General features: G+C 45.5%; 19 protein-coding genes. 9 read left to right on the top strand and 10 right to left on the bottom strand.

Annotated features, from left to right (window positions below):
* Positions 1-54: 54 nt before the first annotated feature.
* Both glnE and ITG09_02560 read right to left on the bottom strand, forming a co-directional pair.
* Positions 55-2,904 (bottom strand): bifunctional [glutamate--ammonia ligase]-adenylyl-L-tyrosine phosphorylase/[glutamate--ammonia-ligase] adenylyltransferase, encoded by a 2,850-nt coding sequence (gene glnE, locus ITG09_02565; protein ID UPR52552.1) that lies wholly within the window; start codon positions 2,902-2,904, stop codon positions 55-57.
* Between the two features lie 212 nt (positions 2,905-3,116).
* Entirely contained in the window at positions 3,117-4,373 is a 1,257-nt protein-coding gene (locus ITG09_02560) for a methyl-accepting chemotaxis protein (GenBank protein UPR52551.1), read from the bottom strand.
* 97 nt (positions 4,374-4,470) lie between these two features.
* On the opposite strand from ITG09_02560, the gene ITG09_02555 reads away from it, so the two are divergent.
* On the top strand, positions 4,471-5,220 hold the full coding sequence (locus tag ITG09_02555; GenBank protein UPR52550.1) for an ion transporter: 750 nt from the start codon (positions 4,471-4,473) through the stop codon (positions 5,218-5,220).
* A gap of 44 nt (positions 5,221-5,264) precedes the next feature.
* Here ITG09_02555 and ITG09_02550 read toward each other — a convergent pair whose 3' ends face one another.
* On the bottom strand, positions 5,265-6,791 hold the full coding sequence (locus tag ITG09_02550; protein UPR52549.1) for an inorganic triphosphatase: 1,527 nt from the start codon (positions 6,789-6,791) through the stop codon (positions 5,265-5,267).
* Positions 6,792-6,998: 207 nt separating this feature from the next.
* On the opposite strand from ITG09_02550, the gene ITG09_02545 reads away from it, so the two are divergent.
* The 3 genes from ITG09_02545 (at position 6,999) to ITG09_02535 (ending at position 9,887) form a co-directional block, all read left to right on the top strand.
* Positions 6,999-7,679 carry a TIGR00153 family protein gene (locus ITG09_02545; protein ID UPR52548.1) on the top strand — a complete coding sequence of 227 codons (681 nt, stop codon included), beginning with the start codon at positions 6,999-7,001 and terminating at the stop codon, positions 7,677-7,679.
* Between the two features lie 128 nt (positions 7,680-7,807).
* On the top strand, positions 7,808-9,070 hold the full coding sequence (locus tag ITG09_02540; protein ID UPR52547.1) for an inorganic phosphate transporter: 1,263 nt from the start codon (positions 7,808-7,810) through the stop codon (positions 9,068-9,070).
* A gap of 205 nt (positions 9,071-9,275) precedes the next feature.
* A complete protein-coding gene (locus ITG09_02535; protein ID UPR52546.1) occupies positions 9,276-9,887 on the top strand; it encodes an SH3 domain-containing protein in 612 nt (203 codons plus the stop codon).
* Positions 9,888-9,992: 105 nt separating this feature from the next.
* Here the strand turns inward: ITG09_02535 and ITG09_02530 are convergent, their stop codons facing one another.
* Positions 9,993-10,934 (bottom strand): general secretion pathway protein GspB, encoded by a 942-nt coding sequence (locus ITG09_02530; GenBank protein UPR52545.1) that lies wholly within the window; start codon positions 10,932-10,934, stop codon positions 9,993-9,995.
* A complete protein-coding gene (locus ITG09_02525; protein ID UPR52544.1) occupies positions 10,934-12,604 on the bottom strand; it encodes an AAA family ATPase in 1,671 nt (556 codons plus the stop codon). The genes ITG09_02530 and ITG09_02525 overlap by 1 nt, the downstream gene beginning before the upstream one ends.
* A gap of 36 nt (positions 12,605-12,640) precedes the next feature.
* Here ITG09_02525 and ITG09_02520 point away from each other — a divergent pair, with 36 nt between their 5' ends.
* A complete protein-coding gene (locus ITG09_02520) occupies positions 12,641-13,957 on the top strand; it encodes a multifunctional CCA addition/repair protein (GenBank protein UPR52543.1) in 1,317 nt (438 codons plus the stop codon).
* A 92-nt stretch (positions 13,958-14,049) separates the two neighbouring features.
* Here ITG09_02520 and ITG09_02515 read toward each other — a convergent pair whose 3' ends face one another.
* The 3 genes from ITG09_02515 to folB are packed head-to-tail and all read right to left on the bottom strand — an operon-like array spanning position 14,050 to position 15,707.
* Complete coding sequence (locus ITG09_02515; GenBank protein UPR52542.1) at positions 14,050-14,853, bottom strand: undecaprenyl-diphosphate phosphatase; 804 nt, start codon at positions 14,851-14,853, stop codon at positions 14,050-14,052.
* 15 nt (positions 14,854-14,868) lie between these two features.
* Complete coding sequence (gene folK / locus ITG09_02510; protein ID UPR52541.1) at positions 14,869-15,351, bottom strand: 2-amino-4-hydroxy-6-hydroxymethyldihydropteridine diphosphokinase; 483 nt, start codon at positions 15,349-15,351, stop codon at positions 14,869-14,871.
* Positions 15,348-15,707: a dihydroneopterin aldolase gene (folB, locus tag ITG09_02505; GenBank protein ID UPR52540.1), complete on the bottom strand. Its 360-nt coding sequence runs from the start codon at positions 15,705-15,707 to the stop codon at positions 15,348-15,350. Before folB ends, folK begins: the two co-directional genes overlap by 4 nt.
* A 138-nt stretch (positions 15,708-15,845) precedes the next feature.
* Here folB and plsY point away from each other — a divergent pair, with 138 nt between their 5' ends.
* Complete coding sequence (plsY, locus tag ITG09_02500; protein ID UPR52539.1) at positions 15,846-16,442, top strand: glycerol-3-phosphate 1-O-acyltransferase PlsY; 597 nt, start codon at positions 15,846-15,848, stop codon at positions 16,440-16,442.
* A 91-nt stretch (positions 16,443-16,533) separates the two neighbouring features.
* On the opposite strand, the gene ITG09_02495 is transcribed toward plsY, so the two are convergent.
* Both ITG09_02495 and tsaD read right to left on the bottom strand, forming a co-directional pair.
* A complete protein-coding gene (locus ITG09_02495; protein UPR52538.1) occupies positions 16,534-17,349 on the bottom strand; it encodes an alpha/beta hydrolase in 816 nt (271 codons plus the stop codon).
* A 106-nt stretch (positions 17,350-17,455) separates the two neighbouring features.
* On the bottom strand, positions 17,456-18,472 hold the full coding sequence (gene tsaD, locus ITG09_02490) for a tRNA (adenosine(37)-N6)-threonylcarbamoyltransferase complex transferase subunit TsaD (GenBank protein UPR52537.1): 1,017 nt from the start codon (positions 18,470-18,472) through the stop codon (positions 17,456-17,458).
* Between the two features lie 258 nt (positions 18,473-18,730).
* Here tsaD and rpsU point away from each other — a divergent pair, with 258 nt between their 5' ends.
* The 3 genes from rpsU to dnaG all read left to right on the top strand — a co-directional run bounded on the left by rpsU (position 18,731) and on the right by dnaG (position 21,286).
* Positions 18,731-18,946 carry a 30S ribosomal protein S21 gene (gene rpsU, locus ITG09_02485; protein UPR52536.1) on the top strand — a complete coding sequence of 72 codons (216 nt, stop codon included), beginning with the start codon at positions 18,731-18,733 and terminating at the stop codon, positions 18,944-18,946.
* A gap of 25 nt (positions 18,947-18,971) precedes the next feature.
* Positions 18,972-19,415, top strand: a complete 444-nt coding sequence (locus ITG09_02480; GenBank protein ID UPR52535.1) for a GatB/YqeY domain-containing protein — start codon at positions 18,972-18,974, stop codon at positions 19,413-19,415.
* A gap of 119 nt (positions 19,416-19,534) precedes the next feature.
* The gene (dnaG, locus tag ITG09_02475) at positions 19,535-21,286 is read left to right on the top strand and encodes a DNA primase (protein UPR52534.1); all 1,752 of its coding nucleotides are present in this window, start codon (positions 19,535-19,537) and stop codon (positions 21,284-21,286) included.
* The last annotated feature ends 10 nt before the right edge of the window (positions 21,287-21,296 follow it).

Genomic DNA, 21,296 nt, shown 5'->3' with positions numbered 1-21,296 from the left:
AAATGAGTAAAAGCCTATCAAGATAGACACATCCGTCATTACTCTGTAACTAGGTTATGCTTCCATCCACTGCTTCCATGCTTGAACAACATGTTCTCTTTCCATTTCAAACTTTTCAATCGCCACATCCGCATCAAGATTGAGTAGATTACGGTGGTGGATTTCATCTCTTAATGTTGTATAAGCATGGGTTAATGCCATGCCTTGCTGCTCATTCATAATCCCTTGTGACAACAAGCTTTCAAAGATTCGTACATTGTCACACCAACGAGTAAGCTTTGGCTTCTCATTGCTATATCGAAGTACTAAATATTGCGCTAAAAACTCAATATCGGTAATTCCACCCGCATCTTGCTTGAGCATGAATCTATCGGCTTTTTTACCGCCTAAATGACCGCGCATTTTTTCACGCATATCCACAACAGACTTTTTGAGTGTTGCCTCATCACGCGCCAAACACAGAACATCATGGCGAGTTTTGTCAAATGCCGAAGCCAATAAGTCATCACCGTAAATCATGCGAGCGCGAGTTAGAGCTTGGTGTTCCCAAGTCCACGCGTCATTGTGCTGATACTCGTCAAAGGCATCGGTTGGACTCACCAACAGGCCAGATGCACCAGAAGGGCGTAGGCGAGTGTCGACTTCGTACAGAATGCCAGAAGCCGTTCTGGTCGAGAAAATATGAATTATACGCTGCGCCAGTCTTAAGTAGAATTGGCGTCCATCGATCTCTTTCTTACCGTCAGTATAGATGTGTACCGGGCAGTCGTGCATGAACACGATATCAAGATCGGAGTTATAGCCAAGCTCCCAACCGCCGACTTTGCCATAACCAACAACAGCAAAACCGCGACCTTCGCGATCTTTGACATGGGTCGGTTCACCAAACTTGGCCGATACTTGCAACCAAGCTTGATTGACCCCCGCCTCAACAATCGCTTCGGCTAAGTAGGTCAAGTGATCACTCACCTTCATGACAGGTAGAGCCCCCGCAATATCCGCGGCGGCAATTCTTAAGATACAGGTCTGCTTAAACTGGCGCAGGCCTTCCATCTGTTGCTCCATATCATCTTCAGGGATACGAGCTAGGTAATCACGCAGCTCGGTCTTGTAAGACTCTAAAGGCACTGGATTGTAGAGTTGTTGAGGGTCGATAAGTTCATCTAACAGAATGGGGTAACGACCCAACTGCTCCGAAATCATCGGACTAGCGGTACATAAGCGAACCAACTGAGTCAACGCGGCAGGGTGCTCATCTAGTAGTTCGAGGTAAGTGGTACGCGTAACGATTTTATGCAACAGATGAAGCACTCTCGACAAACCAAACTCTGCATCCTTAGCGGTATACAGTGCTTGAAAGACTTTTGGCATTAGTCGATTGAGTACTTCACGCCCTCGCGGACCAAGGGTTTTCTTCGCTAGATCAGCTTTAAACTGAATAATCGTTTTCGCCGCTTCTGGTGGGCTAGCAACCGCAATATCATGCTCCAGTACATGTTCAATCACGTCCGGCTTATGGGCCATATCCCACAGTTCACTAAAGTGACTCGCGATCGGATTCGCGTCATCTTCATCAACGCCAATTAGGTCTTCGAACACGGTATGTACATTCGCCATATGAGCACGAGTTGCCACAATCAAGCTATCCCAATCGGAAAATTGCATGGCAACGGCAAGCTGTAACTGTTCAAACTCACCGTCAGGCAAGGTTTGAGTCTGCTTATCAGCCATTGCTTGTAACAGATTCTCAAGGCGGCGTAGAAACAGATAAGCCTCACGTAAGTGCCCTACCTCTTCAGCCTCTAGTAGATGCAATGATTCAATAGCGCTTAAGGTTTCCAGTAATCCTCGCCCACGAAGACTCGGTTCACGGCCACCACGAATCAATTGGAATACTTGTGCGATAAATTCCACTTCGCGAATACCACCAGAGCCAAGCTTAATGTTGTTTGATAAACCGCGACGACGTACTTCGCTGCTGATCATAGACTTCATTCGGCGCAGAGATTGAATCGCACTAAAATCAATATAACGGCGGAACACAAACGGGCGTAGCATTTGGCGAAGCTCTTGATACTCCGGGTACATTTCGCTGCCCATCACACGCGCTTTTACCATGGCGTAGCGTTCCCAATCTCGACCCTGCTCTTGGTAATAGTCTTCAAGTGCGGCATAGCTCATCACAAGTGGACCGCTCTCACCAAACGGGCGCAGACGCATGTCGACTCGATAACAGAATCCATCGAAAGTTTGCTGATCAAGCGCCTTGATAATACGTTGCCCTAGACGGGTAAAGAACTGCGCATTAGCAATGCTGCGTCTTGCACCTTGGGTTTCTCCATTTTCAGGATAGGTAAAAATCAGGTCGATATCAGAAGAGAAATTGAGCTCACCGCCCCCTAGCTTGCCCATACCAATGATCAGCATCGGCTGTGCTTCACCTTGCTCATTGCATGGTGTGCCCCACTCTTTACAACAAATATCATACTGCCATTGATAGGTCTCGAAGATCATCGCCTCAGCCAACATCGATAGATGGTTTAGGCTCTGCTCTAGCTGCCACGAACTCATGAAATCACGCCAAGCAATATAGGTCATTTCACGATTGCGGAATTGACGCAGCACGCGCTGGCCGCTCATTTCATCAGCGCAACCAGAAAGTAATTCAGCCAGTCGCTCTCGGTACCCTTCAGCACGTTCTTCGCATGCCAACATATCAGGTAAGTCACCACATAAAACCGTATCACGCTGCAGGCAATCACCAATAAAACAGCTTAAACCGAGTACACGTTTAAGATCTTCAGTCAGTGGCTCAGACCAAGTATTGATGGCTTCACTTTGATGCTCTAACAATTGCTCAAAAGCAGACTGGGAGTGAGTGATGAGTTGAGAAGGCAATGGCATGTTTCTTCCTTGTGTAAGCTGCGCGCTGAACAATCGGTTTATCGATTCAGTTCTTCAATAACGAGTTTTCATAACTAAAGATAAGTTATACCAAAGTTACGCCAATAAAAAACGCCCACATTAGCAATGTGGGCGTTTTATCGATTAACTTATCGAGTTAGGCCTTTCTCTCTAGAAAACAGGCTCTAGCAATAAGGATTTAGAGCTCAAAGCTATACCTTAAATTGCTTAATCTTACCGTCGAGTTCTTGCGCGTTACTTTCCATAAGCTGAGAGGTCTCTAACAGCTCACCAACCACCACAACGGACGCTTCAACAAGCTCACGAACATTGGTCAGGTTGACACTCATCTCTTCTGCGACACTGCTTTGTTGTCCCGCGGCTGTCGCGATCTGGAAGTTCATATCATTAATCTGGTTTACTTGGCTTACGATGCCGTCAAGCTCAGTTCCTGCATTAGTCACCAGATCAACACCTTCAGCCGCTTCAACAACACTCTTCTCCATCAGCTCTACGGCAGAATTAGCACTGCTTTGTAAATGACTGATCATGTCTTGAATCTCTACCGTCGCCTGCTGAGTGCGCTGCGCAAGGTTACGAACCTCATCGGCAACAACCGCAAAACCACGACCCGCTTCGCCGGCACGTGCCGCTTCAATCGCAGCGTTCAATGCTAATAGGTTTGTCTGCTCTGAAATGCCTTGGATAGTACCAACCACACTGCCAATTGAGTCAACACGCTCTTCTACTTGATTTACCGCTGCTGCAGAGGCTGCGATATCTGAAGATAGCTCACTCATCTTAGATACTGACCCTTGAACAAACTTCTGACCAGTAACAGCTTGGCCTGATGCCTGTTCAGTTAATGAAGAAGCACTTTGCGCATGTTCGGCTACTGTTTGTACCGTTGACGTCATCTCACTCATTGCTGTTGCCAACTGATCGATCTCATTGAACTCTTCTTGAGCCGAGTCTTTGGTTTCTGACATGCTGATGGTCATCACTTCCGTCAAAGAAAACAATTCATCAGAAGAGGCCACCTGAGTTTTGATCATGTCATTCAGTTGGACGCGAGTTTTTTCGAGTTCACGTGCCACATCGCCGTATTCATCTTTACAGTCCATTTGAATCGGCACTGATAGGTTCTTGTCGGCCATGGTTTTAATGGCGTCATTAAGGTATTGAGTTTGGCGCAGCATAACGCGAGCCGCAGCTAACAGAAGAACCACAAACACAATGATCATCAAGGCTGTTTGCCAAGCCACTTGAACTAGGTAAGTCTCGTAATGCTGTTGTGCGACTTGCGCATTGTTGGTTACAGCAAGCAATGAATCATAAAACGTACTTGCGTCCCAAAGCTGCTTCGAAATGATCAAGATAGTGCTGAATACCATCAGCATGACCATTTTTGGAACGAGACGAACGTCAGAGATTACCCTTTCCCACGGCTTGAATGACAGTTTAGTCATTGTCAGTTCTCCATTAATTCTTATATATTGATGGCTTCTATATCCGCGAGGTGGCTATGTCAGTCAAAGTTCGCGATTTATTTTGAGCCTCGTATGAATGTTGAATAATACCAAAGACACCACCAAGCCAATGAGCTTATTGTCACTGATTCTCTCTTTCTTAGCGCTATTTGTGATCTCAGGCTTATTGTTCGTACCGATCGATAAAGAATCGAAACAAGTCCTTATCGGCCTCGATTTTATAATCTGTAGTGTTTTTCTTTTTCAGCTCACAATTGATCTATTCAGATCACAAAACAAAAAAGAATATCTAAAAGTACACTGGATCGATTTCTTAGCAAGCATCCCAATGATCGAGCCTCTTCGTTTCGCTCGCATTTTTCAGATCCTGCGTGTCATTCTTGTTCTCCGTTCGGGTAAACGCGTTTTCAGAGAGCTATTCCGCAATCGCAAAGAAACCACCCTCGCCTCAATTATATTGCTGCTGGTCATTCTCCTGACCATCGGGGCTGGAACAATACTGCTGTTGGAGCACAAAGATCCCAATGCCAACATCACCACTGGGCAAGATGCTTTATGGTGGGCTTTCGTTACCATCAGTACCGTGGGATATGGCGATCATTATCCAGTCACGAGCTCAGGAAAATTAGTCGCCTCTCTGGTGATCATTTGCGGTGTGGGTGTGTTTGGTATGATTTCAGGCTTGATTACTTCTTTGATCACCTCCCCGACTCATCATGAGAATCAACGAGCGGAAAACAAAGAGAAACACCTTGAGAAGATCATCGAGCAGCAACAGAAGATCTTAGAACGACTCGAAAAGCTTGAGCAACAAACAAAAAAATAGGGCCGAGCCCTATTTTTAAATTCATACTTATACTGATATTGAATCTAGTCTTGCCAGTATGGCTCAACCTCAACACTGATTTGACGTGTCTGTTCCATTGCATGCAGAATGGACACTTCTTGACGAGCCAACCAACGCTCTAGCTGAACTCTCTCATCACCTTCCAACTTATCAGTCAAAGGCTCTAATGTTTTAAGTGCCAACAAATCATCAATGCCTTGCACCATATCAGCCCATGGCAAGCGGAAGCTGTTTCGTTCAGCGTCATCATACAAACTCGCGAAACCAACGCCAGAATATAGATTTCGCATCAAACGGTATTGCTGCTCAATATACGCTTGGCTGGTCATCACTCGCTCTGGCGGGAAAGCCTCCATCAAGTCTGCCCATGTACGATCGAGTTGCTGCACAGAAAACCATTCGATACCACGACCCATTTGCTCACGCGCTTTCTCATCTAAAAAAGGCTGCCAACCACGAGACAAGATCCAACGGCTCAGATCCAACAATAAACCGGTATAACGAGCAGAGCTTAGCAAGGTGAGAAGATCTTCACGATCTGGCAGTTGCTCTTGCATCTCTTTAAGCTCAGCGACTAAGAACTTACGTGCGTCGAGTTTACGTAGTACGTGTCCTTTATCTTCCAGTAAGTCTTCGAAGTGATCATAGCTTTTCAGCCAGTCGAGCTCTTGCTCAAGCCACTTCAACTCTTGACGTAAAATAGCACTCGCGCGCCTTGGGACAATGCCACCGTAGATAGTGAAGGTTTGACGAATAAAACTCAGCGAGTGACTGATCTCATGCAGCGCTTCAATCGATTGACGCTCGGTGAATATCTGCTCGTGATAGTGCCAATGAGCGAGAGCATGCTCTAAAGATTGAATGAAACACGATTCAACGGTATCACTTTTGTCAGTATCAACTAAGGTCAAAGGAGTGACTTCATCTCCTTGATAACCTTGATAACCTTGAGCAAGGCGGTAACCCTTAGCAGCTTTGCTTAGATTACCCAAACGCATGCCACCTTGTTCGCAGAATTGGCGAGACAATGTAAATAACGCATCCGTTTGACCAGATTTAAGTTCCAATTCGACTTCGCAAATCGGCTCTTGCAAGTCACCTGATTCAACGTAGCCTTGATCAAATGCGACCTCAACTTGACTGCCATCAGGCATACCAATCAACCACTGCTCACGCGTGAAGTTGGTAGAGAACAGAGGAGTCAGCTCAGCTTGCAACGTTTCGATGTCTTTACCCGCTGGCCAGATATCCTCTGGGTGCAGGGCTAACTTAGGTTCGTTGCTATCGTGTTCTGCATTGTATTCAGGCCTTTGATGCAAGCCAGCAACCACACGACCAGCAGTCTTTACGGTTTGTACAAATACGTCATCAAAGCGTCGAATGCGTAAGCCTGTATCGTGCTTACGTAGCCAGTTGTCAGCGGTGTCAAAGTAGATGTTACCTAGCTCACGACAACTGTGCTGAAGTACTTTAGTTTCAGCAATTTTATTGCGTAAAGTCTCTGAAAATTCAGGAGAAACAAAAAACTTCAGTTCTATCTCGGTTTCCATAGTTATACCTTTCTGTGAAGATAGGGACAGGATATTGCCAATTTGAAAAGTCGGCAAGTCAGAAATATCGCCCTTATGATGATCTAAAACAGTTTTAATGAGAGATTGATTAGGTTAACATGCGCGACTTTGTAGCCATCGCTTAACATTTCACCATGAATATGGTGTATGTTGTTTTAAGGTTATTATTTATTAGGTTGGATGACCATGCCAGTAAATACAATTATGGGGTTATTTGCAAAGTCCCCAATTAAACCTTTGCAGCGTCACGTAGTATGCGTGAACGAATGTTGTTCTCACCTAGTTAATTTTTTTGAAGTTTCTTCAAAAGGTGACTGGGAGAAAGCATCTGAAATTCGAGCTCAGATTTCTCACCTCGAGAAAGAAGCTGACGTACTAAAACGTGAAATTCGCCTTAAACTTCCTCGTGGTTTGTTTATGCCAGTTGATCGCACCGACATGTTGGAGCTTTTAACGCAACAAGACAAACTAGCAAACCTAGCGAAAGACATTGCTGGCCGTGTATATGGTCGTCAACTTGTCATTCCTGCTCCTATGCAAGAAAACTTCATCGCTTACGTTAAACGTTGTCTAGATGCAGCGAACCAAGCACAAAACGTAATCAATGAATTAGACGAATTGCTTGAAACTGGCTTTAAAGGCCGTGAAGTAACACTCGTTGCTGAAATGATTCATCAATTAGATGTAATTGAAGATGACACGGACGCGATGCAGATCGAACTACGCCAACAACTTATGGCGATAGAAGAAGGTCTGAATCCAGTTGATATCATGTTCTTATACAAAATTCTTGAATGGGTTGGTGGTATTGCAGATCAAGCACAGCGTGTAGGCGCTCGTCTTGAAGTGATGCTTTCTCGATCTTAAATCATACGTTAACCATATAACGAAGAGCATTTTTTGAACAAACCACTTATGCGCTGAGTATTTCTCTCGCTGAGCGGTTTTTTGCGTCTAAATTTGTTCCGCTTGTTATCAAACAACTAGGTATTACGATGGATATCCTTGCTAACTACGGCACTGTCCTGATTATTGTTGCAGCAGCTTTCGGTTTCTTGATGGCTATTGGTATTGGTGCAAATGACGTTGCGAACGCAATGGGCACCTCAGTAGGCTCTAAAGCTCTAACCGTTAAACAAGCGATCATTATCGCAATGATCTTTGAATTCGCAGGTGCTTACCTTGCGGGTGGCGAAGTAACAGACACGATCCGTAAAGGTGTTATCGAAACATCTCTATTCGCTCATCAACCAGATGTACTTGTGTACGGCATGATGTCAGCACTTCTTGCTGCAGGTACATGGCTGCTTCTCGCTTCTTACATGGGCTGGCCGGTATCAACGACTCACTCAATCATCGGTGCAATCATCGGTTTTGCTTGTATTTCTGTAGGTACTGAAGCTGTAGACTGGAACAGTGTTCAAGGTATTGTGGGCAGTTGGATTATCACACCCGTTATTTCCGGCTTCTTCGCTTACGTCATATTTGTAAGTGCTCAACGACTGATTTTTGATACTGAGAACCCGCTATTCAACGCGAAGCGCTTTGTACCGGTATACATGTTCATTACAACAATGGTAATTGCACTTGTAACCATCAAGAAAGGTCTTAAGCACGTTGGTCTTCACCTAAGCAACACTGAAGCATGGGTTTGGGCTGCTGCCGTTTCTGCGCTTGTTATGATCGGTGGTTACCTATACATCCAGAAGAAATTTGCTAACCGCGAAGAAGACCACGGCTTTGCAGGTGTTGAAGGCATCTTCTCTGTACTAATGGTTATCACAGCTTGTGCGATGGCATTTGCACACGGTTCAAACGACGTTGCTAACGCGATTGGTCCACTGTCGGCTGTTGTATCAACCGTTGAGCACATGGGTGAAATCACAGGTAAGAGCACTATCGCATGGTGGATTCTTCCTCTAGGTGGCTTCGGTATCGTTGTTGGCCTTGCAACAATGGGTCATAAAGTAATGGCAACCGTTGGTACTGGTATTACAGAATTAACACCAAGCCGTGGCTTTGCAGCACAACTTGCAACTGCATGTACGGTTGTGCTAGCTTCAGGCACTGGTCTTCCAATCTCTACTACACAAACACTCGTTGGTGCAGTATTAGGCGTTGGCTTTGCTCGTGGTATCGCAGCACTAAACTTAGGCGTTGTACGTAATATCGTGGCTTCTTGGATTGTGACACTACCAGCAGGTGCTCTACTTGCTGTTGTGTTCTTCTACGCAATTCAAGCTGCGTTTACTATGTAATCGCGACTGCGCTAGTGAATACTAGCGTCAGAATAATGTGAGCTTCAGTAACGATATGTAAATGCCATGTCATTATTGACTCAAACGCACAGAAAGGGAGGCTTTGCCTCCCTTCTTTGTTGCACCGCATAAAGAAACTAAATATTATTTGCTCATTGAGGCTGACTCATACGCCTACCCAATTTGAATCGTTAAGGGATTTACTGTGAAAAAACTGATTAGCTTAGTTTTGTTCGCAATGCTTGCGGCTCCAGCTGCCTTTGCACAAGACCGTTATATTGCTGACAAACTATTTACTTATATGCATTCTGGCCCAAACAACACATTCCGTATCATCGGTAGTGTTGATGCTGGTGAAAAGATTACATACCTACAAACTAACAAGAGTACGGGTTACACCCAAATTCAAGACAACCGTGGCCGTAAAGGTTGGGTTGAAAGCAAGTTTGTAAATACTCAAGAGAGCATGGCACTGCGTATGCCTAAGCTAGAGAAAGAGCTGACAGAAGTTAAAGGCAAGCTCGCAAACGCTCGTCAAAGTGCTGACAGTGAAAAAGCTGGCCTAGCGAGCTCTCTAGATTCTCGTAACAAACAGATTGCTGAGCTTGAACAGAACTACAGTGAAATTAGCCAGCAGCTAACGAGCTCTCAAACCGAGAACCGTGAACTGCGAGCTAAGCTAGACACTCAGAAAGACGACCTGCTATTGAAGTACTTCATGTACGGCGGTGGTGTTGCGGGTATTGGTCTACTTCTAGGCCTTGTTCTGCCACACATCATGCCTCGTCGCAGAAAATCACCAAACGGTTGGGCGTAGACTTAACGCTTGTATCAGGTACAGTAAATTCAGTATCGAATATCAAAAAGGAGCACCGAGGTGCTCCTTTTTATTTGTCTGCTATCTAAATACTTATAGAACTCGCTAACCTTTCCACTCGTACAGAGCTGGGATTTCTATCTTCTGCTGGTTGAACTCTATGATCACCGATTGTGGCTTAATCTCCAGTAATTGAATGTCTTGTCCAATCCAATCTCCTTGCGCCACTTCTTGACCGTTCACTTTTACCCAACGCTTAGTTTCGCTACTCGAGTACATATGAGTTTGTAGGTCTAACTTAGGTAATACTCCTGATAAGCTATTGGTGTGCGTTTCCAACTCAATGACCTGAGAACCCCTTTGCCCTGCGGGTCTAGAGTCCATAGGCTCAGGAGCGCTTTGTTGCTCACCCATAATGGATTCAAGCTTCAATGCTAAATCAGGCGGTAACTCACTGAGATCTAGCCCTTGCAGCAGATCACTATCCGATTGTAAGTCACTATTTGATTGCATATTGCTCATTTCATTGCTTGTGTTTGGCTGAGCAAGTGACGACTCTGAACTGGTTGTCATTTGATTGTTGTTATCAGCATTCGCTAAGATCACTGCTGAGCCACTAGCAGTATTTGAACTATTAGCGCCTGAATCAATCTGTGCATACATCTCTTGGCGTGGCAGTGCTTTCAACGATTGACTCGCCGGTGCAGGACGAACAGCAAACAAGGTATCTTCTTCCTCAAGCACGGCATCCATGCTTGCTATATCAGCAATTACAGGCTCAACGTTTGATTCTGGCAGAGCTACGTTGACAGTTTTGATCACAGGTTCTTGTTGTTGACTATACGATTGATAAGCTAGGACACCACCCACCAACAAAGAAGGAACCAAGATTAAGAGCAACCCCATCGCTAACGATGAACCTCGTTTATTACTCATCCCTTTTACAGAACTAGGAACATGATGATTCTGGTAGCCTTTGAAGGCGGGTTTATTAATAGAAGACGGTTTGTGAGGCGACTGTTTGAGCTCGTGCATAATACGTGACATTAGCTTTCTCCTCCTTCTAGTGACATCAACTTAGGCGAATCGAGTTGAGCTAATCTCTGCAATCTTGCCAAGGTGCGCTTACCTGCAATGCCATCAACAGACATACCCTGCCACGTTTGAAATGCTTCGATTTTCATTTTTAACTCATAATCAAATACATCACTACCGGAAACAACCTCTCCCAAGACTTCAGAAAGCAGTAGGTCAAGCAAAGCAACCGCTTCACCTTGATAGCCCTCTTTGAGTGTCTCTCGTAACGGCTGTTTCCAAATAGCGACATAATCGCCTTGCCAGATTTGCTCTAAGGATTGCGTCGGCATCACTAAGAGCTTTTCATTCACCAGTAACTCGACAGAATCCTCAGACACGCCATACAGCACAGCAAACACTGGCTTTTGGTCTATGTCGAGATTAAGTACCACAGGCACACCAAGTTCTAACAATGTATCTAAATTGGCCTGCTGCTGCTCGCACACAAAAACACTCTGTGGCTCACTTAAACACAAGCCATCACGCAAAGAAGATTGATATCCCCAAAGGGTGTAGAGATCTTTAATCGCAAGAGAACGGTTGGTTCCCTGCATCAAGTGTTGTTGGATATGTTGTGGCAGCGCGAACTTAGCTGGCTTAGGTTCAGCAACCAACTTTGGAGTATCGGCTACTAGTGAGCGCTGAGCGTGTGCCAGCACTTCAATTTTAGCTTCACTTTCTGCCTCTTCAGGTAACCATGAATCGATATAGGATGGCGCAAAATTAAAGGTCGCAATGGCAAGACCGACACTTAATGTGGCAATGCCTGCGTATTGGAACAGTTTTGGCGCAATACCGACGCCACGAGGCTTCTCAACATGATAGACATCCGCCTGAAAAGCCATAACCTGTTGGCAGGCTCTGTTGACAGTTTCATTACTCGGTAACTGCTCTCCGTCATGAAAAGCCAATTGCAGTGCTTTATCACACACCAAGTTAATCAACCTTGGAATACCATGAGTGTATTGGGCGATCAGCTTAATGGAGCGATTCGAAAACAGCATCTGCTCGCCCCCCGCCGTTTCCAAACGAAACGCGATGTACTTGCCGGTTTCTTCCGTATTAAGAGGCAATAGGTGATAACGACCAGTAATGCGCTGTGCGAGCTGACGTAGCTGCGTGGTCTGTAGGTGCTGTTGTAATTCGGGTTGACCAACCAGCAGCACTTTTAACAGCTTACGACTGTCGGTTTCCAAATTGGTTAGAAGGCGCAGCTGCTCCAACACATCGGCAGCGAGGTGTTGCGCTTCATCAATAACCAATAAAGTTTGAATACCGTCTGCATGGCTATCAAGCAGAAAATGATGAATAGCCTGACTCAGCTGCTTCAGCGATGCTTGTTCAGGGTAGTCGACCTCAAACTCATCACAGATAGCTTCAAGCAAATCAGTATTGGAAAACGTAGGGTTGAGTATAAGGCCAGCTTGAGTCTGATTATCGAGTGAAGACAACATCGCTTTGGCGACAGTTGTTTTACCTGTACCTACCTCACCAGTAAGCATCGCAAAACCCCCACCCTCGCCTAAACCGGCTTGTAGGTTCTGCATCGCTTCTTGATGACGCTGACTCAAAAACAAATAACGAGAATTTGGTACAATCGAAAATGGCATCTCTACGAAGCCAAAATATTCCTTATACATGTGCTGCCCTATAATTACGATTAATGGAAAGTACCATTGCTTGCCGTAAAGTCCAGCAGTGATAAAACATTTCGAGGTGATAAGTTGCAAATATACGATAGCCTACCAAAAGAGAATGGGCTACAGCGCTATCTAGTCGGTGGGGCGGTGCGCGATAAGCTACTCAATATTGATAGCTATGATAAAGATTGGGTCGTGGTCGGCAGTACCCCTCAACAGATGGAAAGCCTTGGCTTCACTGCGGTGGGTAAAGACTTCCCGGTATTCCTGCACCCAAAAACCAAGGAAGAGCACGCACTGGCTCGCACTGAGAGAAAATCAGGCTCTGGTTACACAGGCTTCGAATGTTACTTCGCTCCGGATGTCAGCCTAGAAGAAGATCTGATGCGCCGCGATCTGACGATCAATGCCATCGCTCAAGATGACGAAGGCAACCTGCACGATCCTTATCACGGCCAGCAAGATCTCTCAGATCGTATTCTTAGACACGTATCCGATGCCTTTGTTGAAGATCCACTTCGTGTGCTACGTGTTGCCCGTTTCGCAGCCAAGCTTCACCACCTAAACTTTACGATTGCACCTGAAACTATGCTGATGATGAGTGAAATCGTTCAATCTGGTGAACTCGCACACCTTACGGCAGAGCGAGTTTGGCAAGAGTGGCATAAGTCTCTTAGCACTCCACACCCAGAAGTGTTCCTTTCAGTGCTCAAAGAGTGCGGTGCATTAGCGGTTGTTTTGCCAGAGATTGACGCTCTATTTGGTGTTCCTCAACCGGAAAAGTGGCACCCTGAGATCGACACGGGTATCCATACTCTGATGGTTGCTCAGCAAGCAGCACTATTAAGCCCATCGCTACCAGTGCGCTTTGCCGCTCAAGTGCATGACTTAGGTAAAGGCGTGACACCACAAGCTGAATGGCCAAGCCATAAGATGCACTGCCACACAGGTGTTAAGATCATCAAAAAACTGTGTGAACGAGTGAGAGTGCCTAATGAATTCAGAGACCTCGCACTATTAGTGTGTGAGCAGCACTCAAACATTCATCGTGCAGGCGAGCTCAAGCCGACAACTTTCCTTAAAGTTCTCAACAAGTTCGATGTTTGGCGCAAACCAGATCGCCTTAACGACATCTTGCTTTGCTGCCAAGCTGACCACGCAGGCCGTAAAGGGTTAGAAGATCAGCCTTACCCTCAAAAGGCTCGTTTTGAAGCGGCCTATCAAGCGGCGCTGCAAGTTGAAGTAAAAGCAATCATTGCCGATGGCTTTAAAGGCAAAGATATTCGAGAAGAGCAAGAGAAGCGCAGAGCTGCCGCAATTGAAAGCGCCCTCGCAGAACTCACTAATCATTAATCTTCAGTGCGCTGATAAACACGCATGAAAAAGCCCGCGATTAAGCGGGCTTTTTATTTCAATCTGTACGACGAGACTGCTATCAGCGCCTGTTACTGCATCATTAAGAAAGCAAACAGGCCACAACCTAGAATTAGGCGGTAGATAACAAATGGTGTCATACCCATGCGAGAAATAAGCTTCAAGAAGAAGTGAATACAGATGTAAGCACTGATGAAAGACACCGCAACGCCCGTTAGCAGAGTGCCAACATGGATTGGGTCACCGCTTGTCACCAACTTAAGACCTAAGTAGCCACCAGCCAAAGTGATGATTGGGATAGACATCAAGAAAGAGAATCGAGCTGCCGCTTCACGAGTAAAGCCAAGGTAAAGCGCTGCAGTAATCGTAGCGCCAGAACGAGATGTGCCCGGAATGATCGCCATTGCTTGAGCAAGACCAATGAACAAGGCTTTTTTCCAACCCGCTTGGTATTCGTCATCACGTAGGCTTGAATTCTTGTCCACCCACCATAAAAGCAAACCAAAGACGATAGTGGTTGTCGCAATCACCCACGCGCTACGCAGGTAAATCTCAACAATGTCTTTCATTAGCAAGCCAAAGATACACGCAGGAATCGTCGCGAGAATGATCATCCACGCTAGCTTCGCTTCTTTGCTGCGATCGCCCTTAAATACCGAACCAAAGAAAGCACTCAAAAGAGACACCACTTCTTTGCGGAAATAGATAACCACAGCAGCCAAAGTACCAACATGGACCGCGACATCAAAAGCCAAGCCTTGATCTTCCCAGCCTAAAACAGCAGAAGGAAGGATTAAGTGTGCAGAGCTGGAAATAGGTAAAAACTCAGTAAAGCCTTGCACCAACGCCAATATAAACGCTTCAAAATAACTCATTACTTACCTTAAAAATTATAGTTTTATATCTACAACAGAGAGCGAGTCTAATTGCTGCATCTTCTGCCATATTTCACTGACGGTTCTTCCGTCTTGCGGGATCACTCTCGCAGGACAAAGATCATAAAGCGGTTGTGTTACAAAAGGATATTTGTAGATATCACTGCGTGGTAACTCTGGTTCGCTCTCAGAAACCACCTCTCCAAACAGCACAATATCAAGATCGAGCTTTCGATCTTGAAGCTTATGAGCGTCTTGAGAACGACCCCATTTAAACTCAATTTTACGCAGTTGCTGTGAAAATTCAGTCAATGAGAGTGATGTGTCGAGTTCTATCACAAAGTTATAAAACGGATGGCTATTAAAACCCACGGGCTCACAGTGATAGATTTTAGAGCATTTAAGATTAGTCCCTAACGATTGAAGCTCTGTCCATGCCACCTTTGCATGCTTGTCGCGATCTATGTTCGTGCCAACACCAACATAGGCTACTGTCATGCTTGACCTCGTTCAATGATCACGCCAACGGCTTTTGCTTGTGGCACTGCGCCAGGTTTCGCTAAGCGGATTTTAATCCACGGCACAGAGAATTGAGTCATGATCAAGTCAGCGACTTCTTCTGCCACACGTTCAACCAATAGGAATCGGCCATTCGCAATGTGGTCAAGCACAGCAGTACTCACTGTCGAGTAGTCCAAAGCGTCAACTACATCATCACTCTTACCTGCAGGGCGATTGTCATGAGCCATTTCAATATCAAGCACAAGTTTTTGTTTAATCTCTTGTTCCCAATCGTAAACACCGATCGTTGTAATTACTTCTAGCTGTTCAATGAAAACTTTATCCAGTGCCATGACTTGTCCTTTTAGAGGTCGGATACCCATATGGGGGAAAAAAACGTATTATTTGCGTAATTCCGGATATGATATCAATTACTCTTGGATTGAGCATTATTTTCCCATCGTTAGGCTTATAACCGTTTAAGGAAAGACATGACCCCATTGGCACTTATCATGATCATTGCAGCCTATTTACTAGGTTCAATCTCTAGTGCGGTCTTGATATGCCGAGTTTTAAGACTTCCTGATCCAAGAACGGTGGGCTCCAATAACCCTGGTGCTACCAATGTGCTACGCGTTGGCGGTAAAGGCGCAGCAGCTGCCGTCCTCCTGTGTGACATGCTGAAAGGTACTATCCCAGTCTGGTTTGGCTACTACCTCAAGATCGATCCCATCATGCTAGGGGTTGTGGCGATTGCCGCGTGTCTTGGTCATATGTACCCAATATTCTTTCACTTCAAAGGTGGTAAAGGCGTCGCAACCGCACTTGGAGCCATCGCCCCAATTGGATTCGATTTAACAGGCATGATCATGGCGACTTGGTTGGTTGTGGCATTCTTGTTTCGCTACTCTTCGTTAGCGGCACTGGTCACCGTCTTACTTGCGCCTTTCTATGCTTGGTTAGTCAAACCCCAATACACACTGCCTGTAGCCATGTTGTGTTGCTTAATTGTGCTGCGTCACCACCAGAATATCCGCCGCCTTCTCGATGGCAGCGAGCCAAAACTCGGACAAAAAAAATCGGCTTAAACTGTCATGTCTAAGCCGAACCATTTTTAAACCGAGATAAACTCAAACCGACACAAATCTCAGTCGATCAATACTATTTAGTCTTTAGAACTTACAGCAGATGTTTATCTAAAAACGTCTTCAGCATTGTGTTCACAAACTCTGGTTGCTCAAGCGAGCTAATATGACCAGCGCCTGGAATCACCACTAACTCACTGCCCGTAATGCAGTCGTGCATTAGGTAAGATTCAAGCACTGGGCGTGGCTTATCTTCTTGCCCTACAGCAATCAAAACAGGCAGAGCAAAGTTCTCTACCGATTCAATCATATCGCGACGTCCAAACACCATTCGGCCAATTCGTGCCACTTCTTCTGCTTTGTCACCCTTAAGTTCTGATAACTGCTGAGTAAAGCCTTCTACCAAATCTGGCGTGTTGGTTTGAGCATCGTTTGCGAAGAACAGTGGCACCACAGCTTCAACAATCGGTTGAGGAACCATCTTAGTTTGAGTGATGGTGTCTAACATGTTGAAGTATTTAGCGTGCGCAACTTCTGGCTCTAAACCCACAAAGGTATCCATTAATACCAATGACTGAATTCGCGCAGGTGCTAATTCGGCAAGCTCTGAGCCCCACATCCCGCCAACCGATAAACCAACCACTGAAAACTTATCGATGTTTAGGTGATCAAGCAGTGCCAAAACATGTTGAGCGTAATCTTTCAGGTTACGCATTGCGCTCGGTGCCGCTTCAGATTCACCATGAGACCAAAGCTCAGGCACAATACAACGGTACTGAGTTTTCAACGCCTCAATCTGTGGCTTCCACATCGCACTATCCCAAAGATAGCTGTGACCCAATACAACAACTGGGCCCTCACCTTCATCTAGATAAACCATCGATTGATTGTCTACTGTGAACTTGTTCATTTTCTTCCCTAATCTCTATCAGCAATTATTTAGCGACATATAGTCGGTAAGCTAGGATATAAAAACGGCCGCACTAGGCGACCGTTTATCGAAACATCTTGATGTATTAAGCAATTGGCTCTAATTGGTCAATCGGCCAACGTGGTGTAGCTTGAACTGAAAGGTCAGCAGTCTCACCATTTTTCAGGCGCTGCATACCCGCATAAGCGATCATTGCACCGTTATCAGTACAGAACTCAGTGCGTGGGTAGTACACCTCACCACCAATTTTCTTAGCAAGCGCTTCAAGCTCAACACGCAGTTGCTTGTTTGCGCTTACACCACCCGCAATCACTATACGTTTCATGCCTGTCTGTTCCAAGGCACGCTTACACTTTATTACCAAGGTGCCACAAACCGCTTCTTGGAATGCGTAAGCAATGTCCGCGCGAGTTTGATCATCGTTGTCATTGTCACGAATCGTATTCGCTGCAAATGTTTTTAGACCAGAAAAGCTCATGTCGAGACCTGGGCGATCGGTCATAGGACGAGGGAACTTAAAGCGACCTGGCGTACCTTTCTCTGCTAATCGAGAAAGCAACGGGCCACCTGGGTAATCTAAGCCCATTAGCTTAGCCGTTTTATCAAAGGCTTCACCCGCCGCATCATCAATCGATTCGCCAAGGATCTTGTATTCACCAATCCCTTTCACTTCAACCATCATGGTGTGACCGCCAGAAACCAGCAGCGCAACAAATGGGAATGGTGGTGGGTTATCTTCTAGCATTGGCGCTAGTAGGTGACCTTCCATGTGGTGAACAGGTACAGCGGGTACGCCCCAAGCGTAAGCAATACTGCGGCCAATCGTTGCACCAACCAGCAATGCACCAACCAAACCTGGGCCAGCCGTGTAAGCCACACCATCAATATCCTTCGACGTTAGGTTAGCTTCAGCTAAAGCTGCTTTAATCAGTGGAATGGTCTTTTTCACGTGGTCACGTGAAGCAAGCTCAGGTACCACACCACCATAATCGGCGTGCAGTTTTACTTGGCTATATAGTTGATGAGAAAGCAGCCCCTGCTCATCATCATAAATTGCGATTCCTGTTTCATCACAAGAGGTTTCAATACCAATAATGCGCATAATTTTCTCGGCACGCTTTCGTCTAAAATGGGAAATTAGCGCAATATTACCCTGCCTAAGCTCTTCAAACAAATATTGTACAGACTATAATCGACAAAGTGCTTTACAAAGCTACTGTGATCGGATTAAAATTCCGCACCATTTTTGATCAAGCTGGTTAATGGCCAAACGCGAATAGAGAGTTAGCTCGATGGGTAACTTCTCTGATTTGGTACTGAGTGGCCAGCGATAATGAATAACCCCTGAGGTGAAAGGCATATGCCAATAGTTAAAGTACGTGAAAACGAACCGTTCGACGTTGCACTACGTCGTTTCAAGCGCTCTTGTGAAAAAGCAGGTATCCTTTCTGAAGTTCGCCGTCGCGAGCATTACGAAAAGCCAACTACAGTTCGCAAACGCGCTAAAGCAGCAGCTCAAAAGCGTCACGCTAAGAAGCTAGCTCGCGAAAACGCACGTCGCGTTCGCCTGTACTAATAACTTAATCCATAAGGACTGAGTTATGGCTCTTATTGAACAACTCAAAGAAGAGCAAAAATTAGCGATGAAAGCCAAGGACAAACCGCGCCTTGGCACTATCCGCTTAGCTCTTTCAGCAATTAAGCAACGTGAAGTTGACGAACGGATCACTCTGAACGACGACGACATAATTGCTATATTAGTTAAAATGGTTAAGCAACGTCGCGATTCTGTTGCTCAATATGAATCAGCAAATCGTCAAGATCTTGCTGACGTGGAAAAAGCAGAAATTACGGTACTTGAAGGCTTTATGCCTCAACCGCTAACTGATGAAGAAGTTATTGCACTACTTGATAGCGCAATCGCCGAAGCTCAACCAGCGGGCATGCAAGACATGGGTAAAGTAATGGCTATCTTGAAACCACAAATTCAAGGGCGTGCAGATATGGGTAAAGTTAGTGGTTTAGTTCGTTCTAAACTCGCTTAATCCCAAATCAAATTGCAACAAGCCGTGCAATCCTTCGGAACGCACGGCTTGTTTGTATCTGTAACCTATTCAAACTATTATTATCCACACTCTCAGTTAGTGCATTTTTCTAAGGTTTTATGGCAGGACACATCCCGCGTAGTTTCATCGATGATCTCCTAGCGCGTCTCGACATTGTCGACATTGTGGACGCACGCGTGAAACTTAAGAAAAAAGGCAAAAACTATGGTGCTTGTTGCCCATTCCACAACGAAAAGACCCCTTCTTTTAGCGTAAGCCAAGAAAAACAGTTTTATCACTGCTTTGGTTGTGGCGTACACGGTAATGCTATCGATTTCATTATGGAGTTCGAACGTCTCGATTTTGTTGAAGCTATTGAAGAGCTTGCCTCTTTCTTAGGCCTCGATGTTCCTAGAGAGCAACGCAGCGGCGAGATATCAACAGCACCAAGAGCCAACAGCGAACAAAAACGTAACCTCTACGATTTGATGGGCGGCATCAGTAATTTTTACCGCTCTCAGCTGAAAATATCAGCCAACAAACCTGCGATTGATTACCTAAAGAATCGTGGTCTTTCTGGCGAGATTGTCCAGAAGTTTGGTATTGGTTATGTAGCCGATGAGTGGGACTTAGTTCGTAAGAACTTTGGCCAACAGAAAGATGCCCAAGACATGCTCGTGACTGGCGGCATGTTAATTGAGAACGATAAAGGTAACCGATACGACCGATTCCGTGGACGCGTAATGTTCCCGATTCGCGATCGTCGTGGCCGTGTGATTGGTTTTGGTGGTCGTGTATTAGAAGACGGCACTCCAAAATATCTCAACTCACCAGAAACGCCTATCTTCCATAAAGGTAAAGAGCTTTACGGCCTTTATGAAGTGCTGCAAGCCTACCGTGAACCGCCGCAAATTCTTGTGGTTGAAGGTTACATGGATGTCGTGGCACTCGCGCAATATGGTGTCGATTACTCAGTAGCATCACTGGGCACCTCGACAACTGGCGACCACGTTCAAATGTTGTTCCGTCAAACCAGCACTGTGGTTTGTTGTTACGATGGTGATCGAGCAGGTAAAGAAGCGGCATGGCGCGCACTAGAAAATGCGCTTGAGTACCTGAAAACCGGTAACACGCTTAAGTTTCTATTCTTGCCAGACGGTGAAGACCCAGATAGCTATATAAGAGAACACGGCAAAGCCGCTTTCGAACAGCTTGTTCATAATGCGACGCCGCTTTCGACTTATTTGTTCGATAACCTGATTGAAATACACAAGTTGAACTTGGGAACAACGGAAGGAAAATCAGCACTGCGAGCACACGCCAGCGCCTTGATTAACAAAATTCCTGACAGTTACTTCCAAGAATTGCTCGAAAAACTGCTCGATGAGCGAACTGGATTTGATAACCAATTGCGACGTGCACGTGTTCATACACAGAACCCGACACCTCAGCCGCATAAAGAGCTGAAGCGCACTCCAATGCGTGAAGTTATCGCTTTGCTTATCCAAAATCCGAGCTATGCTGATATGGTACCGGATTTATCAAGTGTCAAAGGCTTACAGTTGCCTGGACTAAGTTTATTCGTCGAAGTACTTGATAAATGCCACGCGCATCCCCATATCAACACAGGCCAATTATTAGAGCATTGGCGACACAATAAACATGAGGCTCTTCTGTCTCGTCTCGCGAGCTGGGAAATCCCCCTCGACGAAGACAATCAAGAAGACATATTTTTAGACTCATTGGACAACATACTTGCCCAGTGCGTTGAAAAACAAATTGAAAACCTGCAGGCCAAAGCAAGAAGCGTCGGTTTATCAGCCGAAGAAAAAAGGGAGCTACTAGCTTTAATGCTAGATCTAAAAGCGTAACCCTGTTTGA

The sequence above is a fragment of the Vibrio cyclitrophicus genome (assembly GCA_023206055.1).
Lineage (GTDB): Bacteria > Pseudomonadota > Gammaproteobacteria > Enterobacterales > Vibrionaceae > Vibrio > Vibrio cyclitrophicus_A.
This window is presented reverse-complemented; position numbering and strand designations above follow the sequence as displayed.

Coding starts and splice junctions, on each gene's coding strand:
- glnE (UPR52552.1), bottom strand. CDS start 2,904: ATGCCATTGCCTTCTCAACTCATCACTCACTCCCAGTCTGCTTTTGAG.
- ITG09_02560 (UPR52551.1), bottom strand. CDS start 4,373: ATGACTAAACTGTCATTCAAGCCGTGGGAAAGGGTAATCTCTGACGTT.
- ITG09_02555 (UPR52550.1), top strand. CDS start 4,471: ATGTTGAATAATACCAAAGACACCACCAAGCCAATGAGCTTATTGTCA.
- ITG09_02550 (UPR52549.1), bottom strand. CDS start 6,791: ATGGAAACCGAGATAGAACTGAAGTTTTTTGTTTCTCCTGAATTTTCA.
- ITG09_02545 (UPR52548.1), top strand. CDS start 6,999: ATGCCAGTAAATACAATTATGGGGTTATTTGCAAAGTCCCCAATTAAA.
- ITG09_02540 (UPR52547.1), top strand. CDS start 7,808: ATGGATATCCTTGCTAACTACGGCACTGTCCTGATTATTGTTGCAGCA.
- ITG09_02530 (UPR52545.1), bottom strand. CDS start 10,934: ATGTCACGTATTATGCACGAGCTCAAACAGTCGCCTCACAAACCGTCT.
- ITG09_02525 (UPR52544.1), bottom strand. CDS start 12,604: ATGTATAAGGAATATTTTGGCTTCGTAGAGATGCCATTTTCGATTGTA.
- ITG09_02515 (UPR52542.1), bottom strand. CDS start 14,853: ATGAGTTATTTTGAAGCGTTTATATTGGCGTTGGTGCAAGGCTTTACT.
- folK (UPR52541.1), bottom strand. CDS start 15,351: ATGACAGTAGCCTATGTTGGTGTTGGCACGAACATAGATCGCGACAAG.
- folB (UPR52540.1), bottom strand. CDS start 15,707: ATGGCACTGGATAAAGTTTTCATTGAACAGCTAGAAGTAATTACAACG.
- plsY (UPR52539.1), top strand. CDS start 15,846: ATGACCCCATTGGCACTTATCATGATCATTGCAGCCTATTTACTAGGT.
- ITG09_02495 (UPR52538.1), bottom strand. CDS start 17,349: ATGAACAAGTTCACAGTAGACAATCAATCGATGGTTTATCTAGATGAA.
- tsaD (UPR52537.1), bottom strand. CDS start 18,472: ATGCGCATTATTGGTATTGAAACCTCTTGTGATGAAACAGGAATCGCA.
- rpsU (UPR52536.1), top strand. CDS start 18,731: ATGCCAATAGTTAAAGTACGTGAAAACGAACCGTTCGACGTTGCACTA.
- ITG09_02480 (UPR52535.1), top strand. CDS start 18,972: ATGGCTCTTATTGAACAACTCAAAGAAGAGCAAAAATTAGCGATGAAA.
- dnaG (UPR52534.1), top strand. CDS start 19,535: ATGGCAGGACACATCCCGCGTAGTTTCATCGATGATCTCCTAGCGCGT.